The organism is Streptomyces sp. NRRL WC-3742 (assembly GCF_000720635.1).
Lineage (GTDB): Bacteria > Actinomycetota > Actinomycetes > Streptomycetales > Streptomycetaceae > Kitasatospora.
Genome location: NZ_JOCF01000037.1, coordinates 66,720 through 86,177 on the forward strand (window position 1 = coordinate 66,720; position 19,458 = coordinate 86,177).

The window sequence follows — 19,458 nt, forward strand, 5'->3', positions numbered from 1 at the left end:
CACGGCCCGGTCGTACGGCCGGTACCTCCGGCCGCACCTGCACTTCTCTATCACTCCGAGGCAACCGACTCGCGTTCCCACACGCGCCGTCCGGACGCCCCGCCGCCGGCGCGGCTCACTCCGGGGGCCTGCGCGGCCGCCGTACGACGAGCGGAAGGATGCCCAACACCCCCATAACGAGCGGAGGTTCCATCGGAAGCGGTCCAACGGCCATCGATTCCGGCCCAGTTCCGCGGGCCTGCGAAGTCCGCGCAAGAGAGGAGAGTGAACCCGGTTCATCGAGTTGATGCAACCGATCCAGCGGCCAGGTGATCGCGAACGCGCGTCCGACCACGCCGCTCAGCGGGATGGTCCCCTGGCCCGGATTGCCCATGTGGAAACGGGAGTCGGCGGAGACGTCCCGGTGGTCGCCCATGACCCAGAGCCGCCCCTGCGGCACCTTCACCTTGAACGGCTGCCGGGAGGGCGGGTTCCCGGCGGCGAGGTACGTCTCGTGCACCGGCGTGCCGTTGACGCTCAGCCGCCCCTGCGCGTCGCAGCACTCCACGGTGTCCCCGCCGACGCCGATCACACGCTTGATCAGGTCCTGCTCGCCGGCGGAGGGCATCAGCCCGACGTAGGCGAGGGCCTCCTTGGTGCCCGCCATCAGCGCGCCGTCGTGGGAGGGCCTGCGGTCCTCCTCCAGCCAGCCGCCCGGGTCCTTGAACACCACCACGTCGCCGCGCTGCGGCTCGGCCCCGAACCAGGGGGTGAACTTGTCCACCAGCACCCGGTCCCCGACCTGGATGGTCTGCTCCATCGAGCCGGAGGGGATCACGAACACCTGGATCATGAAGGTCTTCATCACCAGCGCCACCACCAGGGCCACCAGGATGATCAGCGGGAACTCGCGCACCAGCGAGCGCCTGCGGCGCCGTGCGGCCCGGCGGGCGCTGCGACGGCGCTCGGCCCTGCCCCGTACGGGCGCGGCCTGGTCCTCGGCGCTGCGCCCGCGCCGTTCGTCACCCTGCTCACCCCGGCCCCCTGCGGGCCGGTCGGCCAGGCGTCCTCTACCTCTGCTCCCCATGACCACCCGTCCCCGCGATCGCGGCGAAGGCGGCGGGGCGGTCCAGGCTCGTCCAGCGGGAGAACGGGTAGACGACCCAGTCGGCCCGGCCGACCACCTTGTCCTCGGGCACGAAGCCGCCGCCGGGCTGGCCGAGGTGGTCGCGCGAGTCGCGGGAGGCGCTGCGGTGGTCCCCCATCACCCACAGCTCCCCGCTCGGTACCAGCACGTCGAAGGCGACGGCGGACGGGGCGTCGCCGGGGGTCAGGTACGAGGACTCGTCCAGCGGCACGCCGTTGACGGTGATCGGCAGGCCCGGGCCCTTGCACGTCACCCGGTCCCCGCCGACGCCGATCACGCGCTTGACGTAGACCGTGTTCCCGGCCGGGACGATCCCCAGGTCCCGCCCCAGCGAGCGGAGTTCGTCCATGGCGCCGGGCGGCTCCTCGGGCTCCCGGATGAAGGAGCCGGTGCCGTCGAAGACGACGACGTCCCCCCGCTCGGGGTGGTCGCCGAAGGCGTAGGCGAGCTGGTTGGCGACGATCCGGTCGCCGGGGCGCAGGCCCTCCTCCATGGAACCGGAGGGCACCGAGTACGGGCGCGCGACGAAGGCGTTGACGAGCAGCAGGGCCAGCAGGCAGATCCCGGCCAGCATCAGCAGGTCCCACCCGCGCGAGCGGCCGGGAGCCTCCTCGGGCTCCTCCTCGGAAGCCCCGGCCACCTCAGCAGCCTCGGCAACCTCAGCGCTCTCCGGGCTCTCCGGGCTCTCCGAGATCCCGGAGCCTTCGGCACTCCCAGCGCTCCCAACGCCCCCGGCCTCCGGAGGCGAAACGACCGCGGACCGCGACAGCGGCTCCGCACCGGTGGGTGCTGGAGTGCCGTCGCGGTCCGCGGGTGGCTCGTGCGTGCTCATCGGGGGCTGAGCTTACCTTGCGGTGGCCCCGCCGCCCGATCGCTCCGATCCCCGGACGAACCGGGGCCGGGAGATCACGCGTCGCGCTTCTCCTTGATCTTCGCGGCCTTGCCGCGCAGGTCACGCAGGTAGTACAGCTTGGCGCGGCGAACCGCACCGCGGGTCACGACCTCGATCTTCTCGACGACCGGGGTGTGCACCGGGAAGGTGCGCTCCACGCCGACGTTGAAGCTGACCTTGCGAACGGTGAAGGTCTCACCGATGCCGGCGCCGTGGCGGCGGATGACGACGCCCTGGAAGACCTGGACACGGGAGCGGTTGCCCTCGATGACCCGGACGTGGACCTTCAGGGTGTCACCGGCGCGGAAGGCCGGAATGTCGGTGCGCAGCGAGGCCGCGTCGACAGCAGCGAGCTTGTTGCTCATGGTGCTCTCCATCGCAGGCGCCACGGGCCGCCCACGGAAGTTCGTCGCAATGGGGTCTGCTGCGGGTCGCATCGGCTGGCGGCGATCCCCCCGTGGCGGGGGCGCCGGTCCACGTAGCCCCTACGCGAGGGGCCCAGCGACAGACAGCAGCTGCCTATTGTTCCACAGCACCGGCCGCGGACCGAAATCGGCCCAGCTCCTCGTCCCAGGCCAGTCCGAGCACGCTGAGCGCCTCGCGCTCCTTCTTGTCGAAGGAGCCGTACTGCCAGCGCTCGACCAGGTCGGGGCGGTTGGCCAGGGTGCGGGCGAACGCCTGCTCGCGCCGCCAGCGGGCGATCCGGCCGTGGTTGCCGCTGAGCAGCACGTCCGGCACCGTCCGCCCGCGCCACTCGGCGGGCTTGGTGTAGACCGGGCCCTCCAGCAGGTCGGCCATCGCGCCGGGCGCGAAGGAGTCGTCGCGGTGGGACTCGGCGTTGCCGAGCACGCCGGGCAGCAGCCGGGCGATCGCCTCGACCATCACCAGCACGGCGACCTCGCCGCCGGCCAGCACGTAGTCGCCGATCGACGCCTCGACCACCGGCATCCGGGTGGCCGCCTCCTCGATGACCCGCCGGTCGATGCCCTCGTACCGGGCCGGGGTGAACGCCAGCCAGGGGCGACCGGCCAGCTCCTGGGCCAGCTCCTGGGTGAACGGCCGCCCGCTCGGGGTGGGCACGACCAGGGTGGGCACCTCGCCCTCGGGGCCGCCGGCGAGCACCGCGTCCAGGGCCTCGCCCCACGGCTCGGGCTTCATCACCATGCCGGGGCCGCCGCCGTACGGGCTGTCGTCGACGGTGCGGTGCACGTCGTGGGTCCACTCGCGCAGGTCGTGGACGTGCACGTCCAGCTGGCCGCGGGCGCGGGCCTTGCCGACCAGCGAGACGTCCAGCGGCTCCAGGTACTCGGGGAAGATCGTGACGACGTCGATCCGCATGCCCGACTGGACGGCGGACTGCGGCTGCTCCCCCACGGTCTCCTCGACGCTCACTCGGACTCCTCCGAAGCGTCCTGCGAGACAGCGTCCTCCGAGGCGCCGTCCTGCCCGTCGGCGTCCCGCGAGCCGGCGACCTCGGCCGACTCCGGATCGATCAGCCCGGCCGGCGGTGTGATCACGGCGCGCTGGTTCTCCAGGTCGATGATCGGCACGATCTGGGTGACGAAGGGCACCAGCACCTCCGTCCCGTCCGCCTTCTCCACGGTGAGCAGGTCCTGGTAGGGCAGGTGGACGACCTCGGTCAGCTCGCCCACGAGGGTGCCGTCCTGCAGCACCACGTCCAGGCCGATGAGCTGATGGTCGTAGTACTCCTCCGGGTCGTCCGGGCGCTCCTCCGGGTCGACCTCGGAGATGAGCAGGGTGCCCCGCAGCGCCTCCGCCGCGTTGCGGTCCTTGACGCCGGCGAAGCGCAGCAGCAGCCGCCCGCTGTGCACCCGGCCGGACTCGACGGTCAGCGGCCCGACCGACGCCGGGTCGGTCATGACGACGGCACCGGGGCCGAGCCGGAGCTCCGGCTCGTCGGTGCGGACCTCGACGCTGACGTCCCCCCTGATGCCGTGGGCACGGCCGATCTTGCCGACGACGAGCTGCACGGTGATCGTTCTCCTGGAGTTCCTGGTGCCTGTACTGGCCGCACTACCTGCGTTACCTGCACTACCTGCACGTACTACCTGTACGAATGCCGAAAAAGGCCGACCGGGACGACATGCGTCCCGGCCGGCCTCAAGCCCCTGACGGCTGCACGAGCGGCAGCGTCAGCGAATGTTGTCCGCGTCGACCAGGTCGACCCGGACGTTGCGACCGCCGAGGGCGCCGACCACGGTGCGCAGAGCGCGCGCCGTGCGGCCGCCCCGGCCGATCACCTTGCCGAGGTCATCGGGGTGCACTCGCACCTCGATGGTGTTGCCCCGACGCAGGTTGCGCGAGCGCACCTGCACCTCGTCGGGGTGCTCGACGATGCCCTTCACCAGGTGGTCGAGGGCGTCCTCGATCACGCTCAGACCTCGGCGGTGGCGTCGGCCTCGGCCTCGGCCTTGTCCGACTTCTTGGCCTTCGGGGTGATGGCGACACCGGTGGTGGCGTCCTCGAAGCCGGCGACGGCCTTCGCGAACAGGTGCGAGAAGTCCTCGACCTTGGGCTCGGCGACGAGCAGCGGGGCCGGGGCCGGCAGGCCCTTGTACTTCTGCCAGTCGCCGGTCAGCTTGAGGATGGCGAGCACCGGCTCGGTCGGCTGGGCGCCGACGGACAGCCAGTACTGGGCGCGGTCGCTGTCGACCTCGATCTTCGAGGGGTTGTAGGTCGGCTGGTAGATGCCGATCTCCTCGATCGCGCGACCGTCACGCTTGGTGCGCGAGTCGGCGACGACGATGCGGTAGTGCGGGGAGCGAATCTTGCCGAGACGCTTCAGCTTGATCTTGACTGCCACGGGAGTGGATTCTCCAGGTGTTGACGTGGGTGAGCGGCCTCGCCGTCCGCGTGGGGTTGCGGGGCAGACCGTTCAAGGGACACGCCAGCCGTAGGAGAGAGGGGTCCTGCTCGGCTGCCGAGTACTCAGCTGTCCATTGTGCCACAGCGCCGGGGGCCGACTTCACCCGGCTGCTCACGGGCCTGGCCAGGCTCGACCGGGAGCCCCCGCTCCCGGTCCGCCCGCAGACTCACCGTTGTCGTTGCACTGCTCGCGCCGGACGCCTCACGCGCCGGACGTTTCGGGGCACCGCTCGACCGAGGCCGCCCGCACGGCCGCCGACCGGTTCCGCCCCGGGGTCACGCGATCTTGAACGGCTGCTGGCACGCGCCGCAGACGATGGACGCCTGCGCGAGCACCGACGGCACGACGCGCACGTTGCGCCCGCACCCGCACACCGCCTTGACCCGGACGCCGCCCCCGGAGGAGCCGTGCCGGGCGGCCGGTCCGCGGAAGGCCCGCGTCCCGCCCTCGCCGGCCACCGCTTCCTGGTGCGCGCCGAGGGCGCGGTCCAGACGCTCGATGGTGCCGGCGTAGCGTTCCTGGGTCTCCTTGAGCATGGTCACCTGGGAGAAGCCGCTGCTGGCGTGCGGTTCGACCGGGTGCGCCAGGCCCAGCTCGGAAGCGAGCATCAGGAAGCGCCGGTTGTGGTAGCGGCCGGCCCGCGAGGTGTCCCGGATGTCCCGGGCCGCGGCCAGACCGTGGGCAGCCTCGTGGAGCAGGCGCTCGAAACCGAGCCGTGTTCCACAGGCCGAGGAGGATTCGCCGATCAGGGCCTCGGGAGAGGCCAGGTCGGGGAGATCCCGGTGATGGGCCTGGATGTCGCTCCAGGCGGCGGCCAGTTCGGCCGCGAGAACGAGGGGCTGTGTCGTGCTCACGCTAGACCAACGATGGAGTGCGAGCCGATGTTCCGCATGTTCCCGTCCTTCGGGAATTCCCAGGGAACTCCCAGGAATGCAAGGCCGCGCGCGAATTGCGCGTTCCGGATCTGACGCAAGACCAACCCCCTGCCGGTTTCGGCCCGCACTGGACGCCGGGCCTGGTGAATTCCGTCCGGGAACGGGCTGTCGCCCCCAGGACGTACGGCCCGCGGCCTCTGTCGAGTTGACAGGGCCACGGGCCGTACACCGTACCGCTATTCCGTTAATGCCGGGAGTTGACCGGCCAGTAGGTATGTCCGCGGTCAACGCGATCGGGAAGAGTTACCGGATTCTTACCCGACCGCATTCCGGGCGAATATCGCCGTAATCGGTCGTCGGAAGCGGCGCGCCGTCATCAGTACGCACGCGCGACGATCGCGATGTTGCCCTCCTGGTCGTCCGTGGCCGGCACGGAACCGTCCGCGGCGACGATGCAGCGCACCGTGACGCCCTGCTCGGAGAGCTTGGCCTCGCCCTCCGCGCCGAGGTCGGCCCAGGAGATGCGGCCCCAGCCGGTGGCGGCGGCCTCCACGGCCTCGTCGAGGGTCTTGACGTCGACCGTACGGGCCTCGCGGCGCTCGCGCGACTGGCGCAGCAGCAGCGCCTGGTCCTCCTCCAGGATGCCCGGCAGCAGCTCGGCCAGCCCGTCGATGGAGACGGGCTCCTTGCCGCCGGGGATGCGGCGCGCCAGCATCGCGGTGCCGTTCTCGAGGTCGCGCGGGCCGACCTCGATGCGCACCGGAACGCCCTTGAGCTCCCAGTCCACGGCCCGGCGGCCGAACGGGGTGTCGGTGCGGTCGTCGACCACCACGCGGACGCCGGCGGCCTCCAGCTTCGCGCCGATCTCGCGGACCTTGGCGATCACCGCGTCGTCGCCCTTGATGGCGAGCACCACGGCCTGGACGGCGGCCAGGCGCGGGGGCACCCGCAGGCCGTTGTCGTCGCCGTGGGACATGATCAGGCCGCCGACCATGCGGGTCGAGACGCCCCAGGAGGTCTGCCAGACGTACTCGCGCTCGGCACCCTGCAGCTGGTAGGTGGTGTTGAACGCCTTGGCGAAGTTCTGGCCCAGCTCGTGGCTGGTGCCCATCTGCAGCGCCTTGCCGTCGCCCATCATGCCCTCGAGGGTGAGGGTGTTGATGGCGCCGGCGAAGCGCTCCTTGGCGGTCTTGCGGCCAAGCACGACGTCGATGCCGAGCACGTTGGTCATGAAGTCGCCGTAGACCTGGGTGTGGATCATCGAGGCGTAGTCGCGGGCGTCCTCGTACGTGGCGTGGGCCGTGTGGCCCTCCTGCCAGAGGAACTCGGTGGTGCGCAGGAAGACGCGCGGGCGCAGCTCCCAGCGGACCACGTTGGCCCACTGGTTGATCAGCAGGGGCAGGTCCCGGTGGCTCTGCACCCACTTGGAGAAGTACTCGTTGATGATCGTCTCGGAGGTGGGCCGGACGACGACCGGCTCCTCGAGCTGCTTGCCGCCGCCGTGGGTGACCACCGCGAGCTCGGGCGCGAAGCCCTCGACGTGCTCGGCCTCCCTGGTCAGGTAGGACTGCGGGATGAACATCGGGAAGTAGGCGTTCTGCGCGCCGGCCTTCTTGATGCGGGCGTCCATCTCCTGCTGCATCCGCTCCCACAGGCCGTAGCCGTACGGTCGGATGACCATGGTGCCGCGCACCGGACCGTTGTCGGCCAGCTCGGCCTTGTTGATGAGGTCCTGGTACCAGCGCGGGAAGTCTTCCGCCTGGGGGGTGAGAACGGGTGCCTTAGCCATGGGCGGAATGGTACGGGGGGCGGCGCCCCGACTTCGAATCCGTTTCACCGAGGGGGCGCACGACCGCGACACGCGCGCACCACCCCGCACCCCTCTGGACGCCGGGCCCAACCCGCTGTTCGCTGGAGTGGGGCGGGACTTTGGGGGAGCCGTAGCAGCACACCGAAGGACCGGATGGGAGGCCGCGATGGCTTCAGCTCGCACGACCGGCACGACCGTACGACCCGCAGGCGCACGGGCGCACCACCCGCAGCCTGCGGCCGCCGGACCCGCGCGGGCGCGCGACTGGGCGGAGATCCAGGAACGCATGCTGGTGCCGCTCTACGAGGCGGTCCACGACCGGCTGGAGGTCGGCCCGGCGAGCAGCGTGCTGGGCCTGGGGTGCCGGTCCGGGCTGGCCCTGCTGCTCGCGGCCGGGCGCGGCGCCCAGGTGGCCGGGCAGGAGCCCGGGGACGACCTGCGCGCCCTGGCCCACGGCCGCCGGCTGCGGGTCTGCGCCGGGGCCCGTACGACCGCCGCCGCCACCCGGTCGGCCCATTCGGTGGTGACGGTCTTCGAGCAGCTGCCGGGCTGCGCCGATCCGGGCCCGGTGGTGGCCGAGGCGGCCCGGCTGACGCTGCCGGGCGGGCACGTGGTGCTGGCCGTCTGGGGACCGCCGGAGCGCTGCGAGAGCGCCCCCGTGCTGGACGTGGCGCGCCGGATGGCGGGGCGCACGGGCGCACGCGACCCCTTCGAGACGAGCGCTCCCGGCGTGCTGGAGGACCTGCTCGCCCCGGCGGGCCTGCGCCCGGCGGGCAGCGGCCGGGTGTCCTGCCCGTTCGCCTATCCGGACCTGGACAGCGCGGTGCGGGGGCTGCTCTCCACGGGCCTGTTCGAGGCGGCGGAGGAGTTCTCGGGCGCCTCGCTGGTGGCCAAGGAGCTGGAGGTGGCGCTGCAGCCGTTCCTGCGGCCGGACGGCTCGGTGCGGATGGAGAACGTCTTCCGCTACGTGATCGCCGAGCGTCCCCGCCGAACCGCAGGGGATCGCCGAGCCGCAGGGGACCGCTGAGCCGACGAAAGCCTCCGAACGGAAAACCGGGGGCGCCCGCCACCATGGCGAGCGCCCCCGGCCGTACGGTTCACGCCTGCGGCCGGTCCTCGTCCTCCGTCTCGCGCGGCACCCCGGCCGCCCGGTACGCCTCCGCCTCGCCCAGCGTCTCCGCCTCCAGCAGCGCCGCCGCCAGCGCGTCCAGCCGGGGCCGCTCCTCGGTCAGCAGCCGCACCGCCTCGTCGTAGCACTCGGCGACGATCCGCCGGGCCTCCTCGTCCACCGCGTCCAGGGTGGTCGGCGCGGCCGAGAGCCCGTACGCGCCCTGCGGGTCGCTGGGCACCGCCGTGAGCCGCCCGACGCGCTCGCTCATGCCCCAGCGCCCGGCCATGCCCCGGGCGATGTTGGTGACCTGCTCCAGGTCGCTCTCGGCGCCCGTGGTGATCACCCCGTAGACCACCTGCTCGGCCGCCATGCCGCCGAGCGCGCCGATGATCCGGCCGCGCAGGTAGGGCTCGGTGTACGAGTAGCGGTCGTTCTCCGGGGTGGAGAGGGTCACGCCGAGGGCGCGGCCGCGCGGCACGATGGTGATCTTGCGGACGGGGTCGGCGCCGGGCTGGAGCATGCCCAGCAGGGCGTGCCCGCTCTCGTGGTAGGCCGTGCGCTCGCGCTCCTCCTGCGGCATCACCAGCGGCCGTACGGCGCCCAGTTGGACCTTCTCCAGGGCGTCCGAGAGGTCCCGCTCGTTGACGGCGTCCTGGTCCCGCTTGACGGCCAGCAGGGCGGCCTCGTTGACGAGGTTGGCGAGCTCGGCGCCGGTCATCCCGGGGGTGACCTTGGCCAGCTGGGTGAGGTCGGCGCTCCCGGCCAGCGGGACGGACCTGGTGTGGATGCGCAGGATCGCGGCGCGGCCCTCGCGGTCGGGCGGGCTGACGGTGATCCGCCGGTCGAAGCGGCCGGGGCGCAGCAGCGCCGGGTCGAGCACGTCGGCCCGGTTGGTGGCGGCGATGACGATGACGCCCTCGGAGCCGCTGAAGCCGTCCATCTCGGTGAGGATCTGGTTGAGCGTCTGCTCGCGCTCGTCGTGCCCGCCCATGCCGCCGCCGGCGCCGCGCTGGCGGCCGATGGTGTCGATCTCGTCGATGAAGATGATCGCCGGGGCGACCTTGCGGGCCTCGGCGAAGAGCTCGCGCACCCGGCTGGCGCCGACGCCGACGATCATCTCGATGAACTCGGAGGCGGAGGCGGAGAAGAACGGCACGTTCGCCTCCCCGGCCACGGCCCGGGCGAGCAGGGTCTTGCCCGTTCCGGGCGGGCCGCTGAGCAGCACGCCGCGCGGCATCTTGGCGCCGAGCCTGCGGTAGCGCTCGGGGTTCTTCAAGTAGTCGACGACCTCGGTGAGTTCGGCCTCGACCTCGTCGATGCCGGCGACGTCGGCGAAGGTGGTGCGCCTGCCCTGGTCGGCGGTGACGGGCTTGGGCGGGGCCTTGCGGCCCAGGGGCCCGCCGCCGAGCCCCCCGGCCATCCGGCGGGCGAGCAGCACCCAGATGAAGATCAGCAGCAGCATCGGGGCGAGTGAGAGCAGCAGGTTCGTCAGGAAGCTGCGCTGCTGCACCGGCGAGGTGGCGGTGACCTCGACGCCCTTCTCCTGGAGGGTGGTCCAGAGGTTGTCGCCCGCGAAGGAGGGGCGCTGGGTGTCGAACTCGGTGTAGTTGCCCTTGCCGCCGTCAGGTTTGGGCTGGGCGGACTTGAGGGTGCCCTCGATCGCGTCGCCCTTGGCGTAGATCTTGGTGATGTTGCCCTTGTTCAGCTGGTTGTTGAACTCGGTGTAGCTGATCGTGGTCGCGCCCTGGTTGCCGAAGAAGGACAGCAGCAGGTCGGAGATCAGGAAGACCACGAGGGCGGTGAGGACGAGACCCGCCCAGCCGCCGGGCATCCGGCGGCGGGGCGGCGGCGGGGGCGGGGCGCCCTCGGACCGCCAGGGCTGGTCCGGGGTCTGACGGGGCGGCACGGGTTCGGTCACCCCCCGGACGATACGGACAGGCGCTCGGGCGGGCCAATCGCAACGCCGCGCCCGAGCGGCCGTACGGGCCGGTGGCGCCCCCTCCGACCAGCGGCGACGCGGCCTCAGGCGACGGCGCCGGGCCACTCCTCGGCGGTGAGCGCGTACCGCTCGTGGTCGCGCCAGTCGCCCTGGAGGAAGAGCATCCGCGGGGTGAAGCCCTCGTGCCGGAAGCCCAGCCGCCTGGCCATGGCGATGGAGCGCTCGTTCTCCGGCTGCACGTTGATCTCCAGCCGGTGCAGGCCCAGCCCGCCGGCGGAGTCGGGGGCGAAGCAGCGGTCGACGACCAGGCGCAGGCCCTCGGTCATCCGCCCGGTGCCGGCGAAGGGCAGGTACGCGTCGTAGCCGAGCGTGGCGTTGCAGAACCGGCCCATCACGATGTTGGCGACGTTCACCTTGCCGACCAGTCCGCCGGTGTCCCGGTCGATGATCAGGTAGGTGCGCAGGCCCGACCCCTGGCGCTTCATCAGGTCGGGCAGCCCGTCCGGCTCGACGGGGTTCCACCGCCCGATGTGGTCGGCGGACCTGCGGACCGCCTCGGCGTACACGACCTCGTCCTCGGCCCTGGGGGCCCTGATCATCACTCGCACGCCCCCATCATGGGACATGCCGGTGGCCCGTCGCCCCCAGTACCGATCGACTGGCGCCCGGACGACGGGCCACACGGGTCACGCGGGGACCAGGCCGTGGCCTACAGCAGGTCCTTGAACTCCTTGGGCAGCTCGAAGTCGGCCGGGCCCTTGCCCGCACCGAGCCCGAACGCGCCGCCGTCGGCCTCCTGGCCGCCGGGGCCGAGCGCCCGGCGCTGCGCGGCCGCGGCCTCCTCCTGCGCCCGCTTGAGCGGGTTGCCGCTCTTGCGCTTGCCCTTGGCCTGCGGCGCCTTCTTGCCGGACTTCTTCCCCCCGCCGCCCATGCCGGGGATGCCCGGCATGCCGGGCACGCCCTTGCCGGAGGCCATCGCGGACATCATCTTGCGGGCGTCGAAGAACCGCTCGACCAGGTTCTTCACCTCGCCGACCTGGACGCCTGAACCCTTGGCGATGCGGGCCCGGCGGGAGCCGTTGATCAGCTCCGGCTCGGCGCGCTCGGTCGGGGTCATCGACTTGATGATCGCGCCGACGCGGTTGACGTCCTTGTCGTCGATGTTGTTGATCTGGTCCCGGATCTGGCCCATGCCGGGCAGCATGCCGAGCAGCTTGGAGATCGAGCCCATCTTCTGGACCTGCTCGAGCTGCGACAGGAAGTCGTCCAGGGTGAACTGCTTCGGGCCGCCGCGCAGCTTGGCCGCGATCTTCTCGGCCTCGGCCTGGGAGAAGGTCTGCTCGGCCTTCTCGATCAGCGAGAGGACGTCACCCATGCCGAGGATGCGCGAGGCCATCCGGTCGGGGTGGAAGGCGTCGAAGTCGTCGACCTTCTCGCCGTTGGAGGCGAACATGATCTGCCGGCCGGTGACGTGCGCGACCGACAGGGCGGCACCGCCGCGGGCGTCGCCGTCGAGCTTGGAGAGCACGACACCGGTGAAGTCGACGCCGTCGAGGAACGCCTGCGCGGTGGTGACCGCGTCCTGGCCGACCATCGCGTCGACGACGAACAGGACCTCGTCCGGGTTCACCGCGGCGCGGATGTCGGCGGCCTGCTGCATCAGCTCGGCGTCGATGCCGAGGCGGCCGGCGGTGTCGACGACGACGACGTCGTACTGCTTCTGCTTGGCGTACTCGATCGAGTCCTTCGCCACCTGCACCGGGTCGCCGACGCCGTTGCCCGGCTGCGGGCCGTAGAAGGCCACGCCGGCGCGCTCGGCGACCACCTGGAGCTGGTTGACGGCGTTGGGGCGCTGGAGGTCGCAGGCGACCAGCAGCGGGGTGTGCTTCTGGGACTTGAGCCAGTGGCCGAGCTTGCCCGCGAGGGTGGTCTTACCGGCACCCTGCAGACCGGCCAGCATGATGACCGTCGGGCCGTTCTTCGCGAACCGCACCCGGCGGGTCTCGCCGCCGAGGATCGCGATGAGCTCCTCGTTGACGATCTTGATGATCTGCTGCGCCGGGTTCAGCGCGCCCGAGACCTCGACACCGAGCGCCCGGTCCTTGACCTGCTTGATGAAGGCCCGGACGACCGGCAGCGCGACGTCCGCCTCCAGCAGCGCGATGCGGATCTCGCGGGCGGTGGCATCGATGTCCGCCTCGCTGAGGCGGCCCTTGCCACGGAGGTTCTTGAACGTCGCTGCGAGGCGATCGGAAAGGGTGTCGAACACGTCGTCGCGGGTCCTCTGCGGCATCGGTATCGGTACGGTCGTCGCCCCCAAGGGTATCCGGCCGCCCCGGGTACGGTCTCCACCCCTACCCGGACGGGCTTTTCAGCCGAGCGCCGCCCGTACGGCGGCCGCCACCTCCCCGGCCCGCTGGGGGGTGAGCGGCAGGCCCTTCTCGTCGGTCAGGTAGAAGGAGTCGACGGCCTCCGCGCCGAGCGTGGAGACGTGCGCGGTGCGCACCCGCACCCCGGCGCCGTCCAGCGCCCGGCCGATGCGGTGCAGCAGCCCGGGGGCGTCGTGGGCGCGGACCTCCAGGACGGTCGCCGTGGCCGAGGCCACCGCCGGGGCCACCGCGACCAGCGGCGGCGGGGTCGGGATGCCCTTGCGGCGCGGGGCGGCGGCGTCCCGCTCGGCCAGGCGGCGGGCGACGTCCAGTGAGCCGTCCAGGGCGCGGCGCAGGTCGGCGCGCAGCCGGGACGCCTCCGGCAGCTCCCCGTACTCGGCGGCCACCCGCCAGGCGAGCAGCAGCACCGGCCCGGCGCCGATCGGGTCCAGCTCGCGCAGGCCCGCCGACCGGACGGTCAGGCGGTGCAGGGCCAGCACCCCGGCGGCGGTGCCGAGCAGCCCGGGGCGGTCGGGGACGGCCAGGTTCAGCTCCACGCCCATCGGTTCGGTGCCCGGCCGCGTTCCCTCGGCCTGGGCGCGCAGCGACAGCGCCGGCTCCCCGGTGCGGGCCGCCTCGACGGCCAGGCGCTCCTGCTCGGCGGTCGGCGGGGCCTGGGCCGTCTCCCCCGCTCCCCCGGCCAGCTGGGCGGCGACCCTCGCGACCAGTCCGTCCACCAGGGAGGCCCGCCAGGCGCTCCACGCGGCCGGTCCGGTGGCCAGGGCGTCGGCCTCGGTGAGCGCGTGCAGCAGTTCCAGTTCGGGCAGGGTGCCGATCACCTTGGTGACGGCCTCCACGGTGGCCGGGTCGTCCGGGTCGCGCCGGGTCGCGGTGTCGACCAGGGTCAGGTGCCGGCGCACGAGGACGGCCAGGACCGCCACGTCCTCGGGCGGGAAGCCCATCCGGGTGGCGACGTCGCGGACGATCACCTCGCCGGCCTCGCTGTGGTCGCCGGGCCAGCCCTTGCCGAGGTCGTGCAGCAGCGCGGCCACCAGCAGCAGGTCGGGCCGGGCCACCCGGCGGGTCATCGCGGCGGCCCGCACGGCCGTCTCCACCAGGTGCCGGTCGACCGTCCAGCGGTGCACCGCGTTGCGCTGCGGGCGGCAGCGCACCCGCTCCCAGTCCGGCAGCAGCCGGGTGACCAGCCCCTCCGCCTCCAGCGCCTCCCACACCGGCACGGCCGCCTCCCCCGCGCCGAGCAGGGTGACGAGCTGCTCGCGCGCCTCGTCCGGCCAGGGCACCGGCAGCGGGCGGCACTCGGCGGCGAGCCTGCGCACCGTCGCGTACGAGACGGTCAGGCCGTTCTGGGCGGCGGCGGCCGCGGCGCGCAGCGGCAGCACCGGGTCGGCGGCCGGGCGGGCGCCCTGGGCGAGGACCGCCTCGCCGTCCTGCTCGACCACGCCCTCCGCGAGCGGGCGGCGCTCCACCGCGCCCCGGGTCGCCGCGCCCCCGCCGCGCCGTGCGAACGCGAACCCGCGCCGGACGGTGGAGCGGGTTCGGGCGGCGAGCACCCGCTCCACCGCCCGCCAGGTGACGTCCCCCGCGTAGGCGATCGTGCGGGCGGCCTCGTAGACCTGGCGCAGCAGGGCGTCGGCGTCCAGCACGCCGAGCCGCTCGGCGACCTGGTCCTGGTCCTGGAGGCTGAGGCGCTCGGTGGCCCGGCCGGTGGTCAGGTGCAGGGCGTCACGGACGTCGGCCAGGCGCAGCGCGGCGGCGTCCAGTCCGTCGCGGGGGGCGTCGGCGAGCCAGCTGGCGGCGATCGCGTCGAGGACGACCAGGTCGCGCAGGCCCCCGCGGGCCTCCTTGAGGTCGGGCTCCAGGAGGAAGGAGAGCTCCCCGTGCCGTTCGGCCCGCTCCCGGCTCAGCTCGTGCAGTTCGGGCAGCCGGGCGGGGGCGCTCGCGCGCCAGTCGGTGAGCACGGCGGAGCGCAGGGCGGCGGTGAGCGCCGGGTCGCCGGCGAGGTGGCGGGCGTCCAGGAGGCCGAGCTGGGCCTTGAGGTCGGCGGCGGCGACGGCCCTGGCCTCGGCGGGGGTGCGTACGGCGTGGTCGAGCCGGGCGCCCGCGTCCCAGACGGGGTACCAGATCCGCTCGGGCAGGTCGGGGGCGATCGGGCCGTCGTGCAGCAGCAGGACGTCCAGGTCGCTGCGCGGGGAGAGCTCACCGCGCCCGTAGCCGCCGACGGCGACCAGCGCGACGCCGGCCGCGGGGGCCCCGGAGCCGGCGAGCAGGGCGGCCAGCCAGTCGTCGGTGAGCCGGGCGAGCGCCCGGCGACGGGGGCGGCCGAGCGGGCCGGGGCCGTCGAGCAGGGCGGCCCGGGCGGCGGCGTGGGCGGCGTGGTCCAGGGGAGCGGAGCTGGTCATGCGCGTGGGTCCCGTCCGTGCTGCGGGGTGGGGAACGCCGACGGGCCCGCCTCCTCCTTTCGGGGGGTGCGGGCCCTCGGGCTTACAGGGCGTCGGGGCCGCGTTCGCCGGTGCGGACGCGGACCGCGGTGTCGACGGGGATGCTCCAGACCTTGCCGTCCCCGATCTTCCCGGTCCGGGCGGCCTTGACCAGGACCTCGATCAGCTCGTCGGCGTCCTCGTCCTCGACGAGGACCTCGATGCGGACCTTCGGGACCAGGTCGACGGTGTACTCGGCTCCCCGGTAGACCTCGGTGTGGCCTCTTTGCCGGCCGTAGCCGCTGGCCTCGGTGACGGTCAGGCCGTGGACCCCGAAGGCTTGTAGGGCGGCCTTCACCTCGTCCAGGCGGTACGGCTTGATCACGGCGGTGATGAGCTTCATCAGGCGTCGACCTCGGTCTTCTGAGCGGCCTTCTCAGGGGTCGTCTCGGTGGGCTTCTCGGTGGGCTTGGGGGTGGCCGCCGCCAGGCCGGGCAGGGCCCGGGCGAGGCCGGCCCCCACGGCGCTGAAATCGTAGGCGGACTCGGCGTGTTCGGCCTGGTCGATGCCGGCGACCTCGACCTCCTCGGAGACCCGGAAGCCGACCGTGATGTCCACGGCCTTGGCCAGCAGCCAGGACATGACGAAGGAGTACGCACCGACCGCGGCCACGCCCAGCGCCTGCTTGCCGAGCTGGTCCCAGCCCCCGCCGTAGAACAGGCCCTTGGCGGTCTGGCCGACCCCGCCGGTGGCGAAGAGGCCGATCAGCAGCGAGCCGATCGCACCGCCGACCGCGTGCACACCGACCACGTCGAGGGAGTCGTCGAAGCCCCAGCGGTACTTGAGCGAGACGGCGGCGGCGCAGGCCGCGCCCGCGACCAGGCCGATGGCCACCGCGCCGAGCGGGCTGACCGAGCCGCAGGCCGGGGTGATCGCGACCAGTCCGGCCACCGCGCCGGAGGCGGCGCCGAGGGTGGTGAAGGCGCCGTGCTTGAGCTTCTCGTAGACCAGCCAGCCCACCAGGGCCGCGCCGGTGGCGACCTGGGTGTTGACCGCGGCCATCGCGGCCACGCCGTTGGCGGCCAGCGCCGAGCCCGCGTTGAAGCCGAACCAGCCGAACCAGAGCAGCCCGGAGCCGAGCATCACCAGCGGCAGGCTGTGCGGGCGCATCGGGTCCTTCTTGAAGCCGACCCGCTTGCCCAGCACCAGGCACAGCGCCAGGCCCGCGACACCGGCGTTGATGTGCACGGCCGTGCCGCCGGCGAAGTCGATGACGCCGTTGCGGTCGCCCAGCCAGCCGCCGTTGCCGCCGTCGACGAAGAACACCCAGTGCGCGACCGGGAAGTAGACGACGCTCACCCAGAGAGCGATGAACAGGCCCCAGGCGGCGAACTTGGCTCTGTCCGCGATGGCGCCGCTGATCAGCGCCGGGGTGATGATCGCGAACATCAGCTGGAAGAGCGCGAAGGCGGTGATCGGGATGGTGCCGGTGAGCTCGTTGAGCCCGATGCCGCGCATCCCGAGGAAGTCCAGGTTGCCGATCAGCCCGCCGAAGGCGTCGGGGCCGAAGCTGAGGGAGTAGCCGTACAGGACCCACAGCACACTGACGATGCCGAGCGAGAGGAAGCTCATCGCCAGCATGTTCAGGGTGCTCTTGGCCCGGACCATGCCCCCGTAGAAGAAGGCCAGGCCCGGGGTCATCACCATGACCAGGGCCGCACTGATGAGCACGAAGGCGGTGTCGCCCGCGCTGAAGCCGTCCGGCATCGGCGTCTCCTCTGCTTTCGACGCCGATCCGCACCCGGAGCTGTCCCTTGGCTCCGGGGCGTCGGCGATGAGGAGGAGAGTGCCGAAGGCTGGTTTCGGCTGGTGCGGCCGGTTGTTTCGCGGCCGTGACGCGTGCGACGCCCGGGTTACGGCTGCGTGAACCGTACCCCCGTACGGGTGAAGAAACACCGACCGCGCCGGCGGCGGCCGACGCGGTCGACGGAGTGGCGGACCGGCCGGTCAGACCACCGAGACGTACTCGGGGATGTCCTGGACGACCCGCTCCTTGAGCCGGGTGACGGCGTCCACGCCCTTGTAGCGGGCGGCCGCCGCCTCGGTGGTCTTGCGCACCCGGGAGTTCAGCCGCTCCGAGCGCACCTTGGTCGCGATGTCCACCGCCTTCTCGGCCATGACCACCGCCTGCTCGGCCTCCTTCTGCAGGATGTGCACGCTGGCCATCCCGATCAGGTTGAAGGCGTAGCTGCGCACGTGGTCGTCGTCCTGGCGGAACAGGTCGACGGCGCGCTCCATCACCGGCGCGGACATCGAGGCGTACAGCTCCGCGTTGTCCGAGTGGTAGGCCAGGTCGCGGTAGGAGTGCGCGTTCTCCGCGTTGAGCTCGGCCGGCGAGAAGAACTTCAGCCAGTTCGGGTCCTGGTCGCCGTCCCGGATGTCGGTGAAGGTGTCCTCGGCGAGGCGGATCGCCCGGGCGCAGCGGTTCACCTCGCCGATGGTGGCGTAGGCGCGCGCCTCCATCGCGTACAGCAGGGACTGCTGGCGGGCGGTGGCGGTGTCCCGGCTGCCGTACTGGGCGAGGTGGATCAGCTCCAGCGCGTCCTCGCCGCGGTTGAGGTGGATCATCTGGCGGCTCATGTCGGTGAGGATCAGCGCGCCGAACGGGCGGTCGCCGGCCTCCTTGGCCGCGTGCAGCGCGAGCACGTAGGACTTCTGCGCGCTCGGGTGCATGCCGACGTCGTAGGACATGAACCCGGCCAGGTGGGCGAGTTGGGCGGTGAGCCGGAACAGCCGCTTGGTGGTGGCCTCCGGGTACGTCTCCTGGAGCAGGTCGGTGACCTCGTGGAGCTGGCCGACGACGGCCTTGCGGCGCAGCCCGCCGCCGTTCTGCGCATCCCACTGCCGGAACATGACCGTGGTCTGCTCCAGCAGTTCCAGCTCGGGCTCGGAGATCCGGCCGGTGAACGGCTCGCCGCCGTTGGCCGCGGCCAGGATCGGGGTGGCGGCGCCGGAGGGGCCGGGGGCGAGCCAGCGCTGCATGGGCTCGATCAGGGCGGCGCCCGCGGTCAGGGCGAGCGAGGTGCCGAGGAAGCCCCGGCGGTTGAGCATCAGGTCGCTGCGGGAGTACTCACTGATCAGCTGGACGGTCTGCGGGGCGCTCCAGGGCAGGTCCACGCCGCCGCCCACGGTGGAGACGGGGATCGCGGCGCGCAGGCCGAGGTCCTCGATCGAGACGACGGAACCGAAGCGCTCCGAGAACAGCTCCGACATGATCTTGGGGATCGGCTCCCGAGGCTGCTCGCCGTCGAGCCAGCGGCGCACCCGGGAGGTGTCGGTGGAGACGTGGTGGGCGCCGATCTGGCGGGCCCGGCGGTTGACCTGACGGGCCAGCTCGCCCTTGGACCAGCCGCTGCGGGCGAACCAGGTGGTCAGCTTCTCGTTGGGTTGCTTCTCTGCCATGGGTCCGTCCCATCCCGCCCGGCCCCTGCGCGGGGCCCCGATCGTGACCGCCCGACGGTTGCGGGCTCTTGCCAGACGTGCCGTGCCTGCGGTGCTGCTCGGCGGCGCCCGGGCACCGCCCCGTCGTACTGGTGTGCCATCCTCGCGGACGGTCCGTCAGGTGCCCAACTCCCGTGCCCGGAAGGCCCGGAGTGGACGCTGAGGCATCGTCCGCACGCTGAACGTAACGCCCCGCGAGGTGCCCGCGGGAGCGGCCCTGGCGAAACGCCACCTTTCGCCACCCCCAGGAGTGAACCGAAGCCAGGGGGCACACGCTTCACTGAGGAGGTCTGTCGGTCCGGCATATGCGGGCCGCCAAGTCCTCCACCGCCCCACCCCGGAGGACCCCGCAGGACCGGCAATCCCGCTCAGCCGCAGGCGAGTTCACCGCCCACCCGGGTCGGCGACCGCCCCGCGCACCCGAACTCACCCGACGATCCGGCATCGCCGCCACCCCCACAAGGCGGCGCCCGAGGCACACCGGAGCAACAGGCGCACGCCACGCGCCGC

17 protein-coding genes are annotated in these 19,458 nt (G+C 72.7%); 1 reads left to right on the forward strand and 16 read right to left on the reverse strand.

The genetic code is table 11. From position 1 onward, the window contains the following. Window positions 1–115 precede the first annotated feature (115 nt). The 9 genes from lepB (IH61_RS0121210) to proS all read right to left on the reverse strand — a co-directional run bounded on the left by lepB (IH61_RS0121210) (window position 116) and on the right by proS (window position 7,569). The gene (gene lepB / locus IH61_RS0121210) at window positions 116–1,066 is read right to left on the reverse strand and encodes a signal peptidase I (RefSeq protein WP_078911284.1); all 951 of its coding nucleotides are present in this window, start codon (window positions 1,064–1,066) and stop codon (window positions 116–118) included. Beyond that, window positions 1,050–1,766, reverse strand: a complete 717-nt coding sequence (lepB, locus tag IH61_RS0121215) for a signal peptidase I (RefSeq protein ID WP_234327275.1) — start codon at window positions 1,764–1,766, stop codon at window positions 1,050–1,052. The genes lepB (IH61_RS0121210) and lepB (IH61_RS0121215) overlap by 17 nt, the downstream gene beginning before the upstream one ends. A 266-nt stretch (window positions 1,767–2,032) precedes the next feature. Further along, the gene (gene rplS / locus IH61_RS0121220) at window positions 2,033–2,383 is read right to left on the reverse strand and encodes a 50S ribosomal protein L19 (protein ID WP_031072113.1); all 351 of its coding nucleotides are present in this window, start codon (window positions 2,381–2,383) and stop codon (window positions 2,033–2,035) included. A gap of 154 nt (window positions 2,384–2,537) precedes the next feature. Continuing rightward, the gene (gene trmD, locus IH61_RS0121225) at window positions 2,538–3,356 is read right to left on the reverse strand and encodes a tRNA (guanosine(37)-N1)-methyltransferase TrmD (RefSeq protein WP_031072116.1); all 819 of its coding nucleotides are present in this window, start codon (window positions 3,354–3,356) and stop codon (window positions 2,538–2,540) included. Between the two features lie 50 nt (window positions 3,357–3,406). Next, window positions 3,407–4,009 carry a ribosome maturation factor RimM gene (gene rimM / locus IH61_RS0121230; protein WP_031072117.1) on the reverse strand — a complete coding sequence of 201 codons (603 nt, stop codon included), beginning with the start codon at window positions 4,007–4,009 and terminating at the stop codon, window positions 3,407–3,409. A gap of 162 nt (window positions 4,010–4,171) precedes the next feature. Next, a complete protein-coding gene (locus tag IH61_RS0121235; protein WP_031072120.1) occupies window positions 4,172–4,411 on the reverse strand; it encodes an RNA-binding protein in 240 nt (79 codons plus the stop codon). 2 nt (window positions 4,412–4,413) lie between these two features. Next, complete coding sequence (gene rpsP, locus IH61_RS0121240) at window positions 4,414–4,842, reverse strand: 30S ribosomal protein S16 (RefSeq protein ID WP_031072123.1); 429 nt, start codon at window positions 4,840–4,842, stop codon at window positions 4,414–4,416. 338 nt (window positions 4,843–5,180) lie between these two features. After that, a complete protein-coding gene (locus IH61_RS0121245) occupies window positions 5,181–5,759 on the reverse strand; it encodes a hypothetical protein (protein WP_031072125.1) in 579 nt (192 codons plus the stop codon). 397 nt (window positions 5,760–6,156) lie between these two features. After that, window positions 6,157–7,569 carry a proline--tRNA ligase gene (proS, locus tag IH61_RS0121250; RefSeq protein WP_031072127.1) on the reverse strand — a complete coding sequence of 471 codons (1,413 nt, stop codon included), beginning with the start codon at window positions 7,567–7,569 and terminating at the stop codon, window positions 6,157–6,159. Between the two features lie 187 nt (window positions 7,570–7,756). On the opposite strand from proS, the gene IH61_RS0121255 reads away from it, so the two are divergent. Then, entirely contained in the window at window positions 7,757–8,617 is an 861-nt protein-coding gene (locus IH61_RS0121255; protein WP_078911285.1) for a class I SAM-dependent methyltransferase, read from the forward strand. A 70-nt stretch (window positions 8,618–8,687) separates the two neighbouring features. Here IH61_RS0121255 and ftsH read toward each other — a convergent pair whose 3' ends face one another. The 7 genes from ftsH to IH61_RS0121290 all read right to left on the reverse strand — a co-directional run bounded on the left by ftsH (window position 8,688) and on the right by IH61_RS0121290 (window position 18,909). Beyond that, window positions 8,688–10,619 carry an ATP-dependent zinc metalloprotease FtsH gene (gene ftsH, locus IH61_RS0121260; protein ID WP_031072131.1) on the reverse strand — a complete coding sequence of 644 codons (1,932 nt, stop codon included), beginning with the start codon at window positions 10,617–10,619 and terminating at the stop codon, window positions 8,688–8,690. A 104-nt stretch (window positions 10,620–10,723) separates the two neighbouring features. Further along, window positions 10,724–11,266, reverse strand: a complete 543-nt coding sequence (locus IH61_RS0121265) for a GNAT family N-acetyltransferase (protein WP_031072133.1) — start codon at window positions 11,264–11,266, stop codon at window positions 10,724–10,726. Window positions 11,267–11,349: 83 nt separating this feature from the next. Continuing rightward, window positions 11,350–12,909, reverse strand: a complete 1,560-nt coding sequence (gene ffh, locus IH61_RS0121270) for a signal recognition particle protein (RefSeq protein WP_031072135.1) — start codon at window positions 12,907–12,909, stop codon at window positions 11,350–11,352. A gap of 102 nt (window positions 12,910–13,011) precedes the next feature. After that, complete coding sequence (locus IH61_RS0121275) at window positions 13,012–15,429, reverse strand: [protein-PII] uridylyltransferase (RefSeq protein ID WP_031072138.1); 2,418 nt, start codon at window positions 15,427–15,429, stop codon at window positions 13,012–13,014. An 82-nt stretch (window positions 15,430–15,511) separates the two neighbouring features. Further along, window positions 15,512–15,850: a P-II family nitrogen regulator gene (locus tag IH61_RS0121280; RefSeq protein ID WP_031072140.1), complete on the reverse strand. Its 339-nt coding sequence runs from the start codon at window positions 15,848–15,850 to the stop codon at window positions 15,512–15,514. Next, window positions 15,850–17,214: an ammonium transporter gene (locus IH61_RS0121285; protein ID WP_031072142.1), complete on the reverse strand. Its 1,365-nt coding sequence runs from the start codon at window positions 17,212–17,214 to the stop codon at window positions 15,850–15,852. Before IH61_RS0121285 ends, IH61_RS0121280 begins: the two co-directional genes overlap by 1 nt. Before the next feature lie 240 nt (window positions 17,215–17,454). Beyond that, window positions 17,455–18,909, reverse strand: coding sequence for a hypothetical protein (locus IH61_RS0121290; RefSeq protein ID WP_031072145.1), 1,455 nt, complete (start codon window positions 18,907–18,909; stop codon window positions 17,455–17,457). Window positions 18,910–19,458 lie beyond the last annotated feature (549 nt).

Excerpts from the sequence above, each read along its gene's own strand:
- lepB (WP_078911284.1), bottom strand. The coding sequence starts at position 1,066 with ATGGGGAGCAGAGGTAGAGGACGCCTGGCCGACCGGCCCGCAGGGGGC.
- rplS (WP_031072113.1), bottom strand. The coding sequence starts at position 2,383 with ATGAGCAACAAGCTCGCTGCTGTCGACGCGGCCTCGCTGCGCACCGAC.
- trmD (WP_031072116.1), bottom strand. The coding sequence starts at position 3,356 with ATGCGGATCGACGTCGTCACGATCTTCCCCGAGTACCTGGAGCCGCTG.
- proS (WP_031072127.1), bottom strand. The coding sequence starts at position 7,569 with ATGGCTAAGGCACCCGTTCTCACCCCCCAGGCGGAAGACTTCCCGCGC.
- IH61_RS0121255 (WP_078911285.1), top strand. The coding sequence starts at position 7,757 with ATGGCTTCAGCTCGCACGACCGGCACGACCGTACGACCCGCAGGCGCA.
- IH61_RS0121265 (WP_031072133.1), bottom strand. The coding sequence starts at position 11,266 with ATGTCCCATGATGGGGGCGTGCGAGTGATGATCAGGGCCCCCAGGGCC.
- IH61_RS0121275 (WP_031072138.1), bottom strand. The coding sequence starts at position 15,429 with ATGACCAGCTCCGCTCCCCTGGACCACGCCGCCCACGCCGCCGCCCGG.
- IH61_RS0121280 (WP_031072140.1), bottom strand. The coding sequence starts at position 15,850 with ATGAAGCTCATCACCGCCGTGATCAAGCCGTACCGCCTGGACGAGGTG.
- IH61_RS0121285 (WP_031072142.1), bottom strand. The coding sequence starts at position 17,214 with ATGCCGGACGGCTTCAGCGCGGGCGACACCGCCTTCGTGCTCATCAGT.
- IH61_RS0121290 (WP_031072145.1), bottom strand. The coding sequence starts at position 18,909 with ATGGCAGAGAAGCAACCCAACGAGAAGCTGACCACCTGGTTCGCCCGC.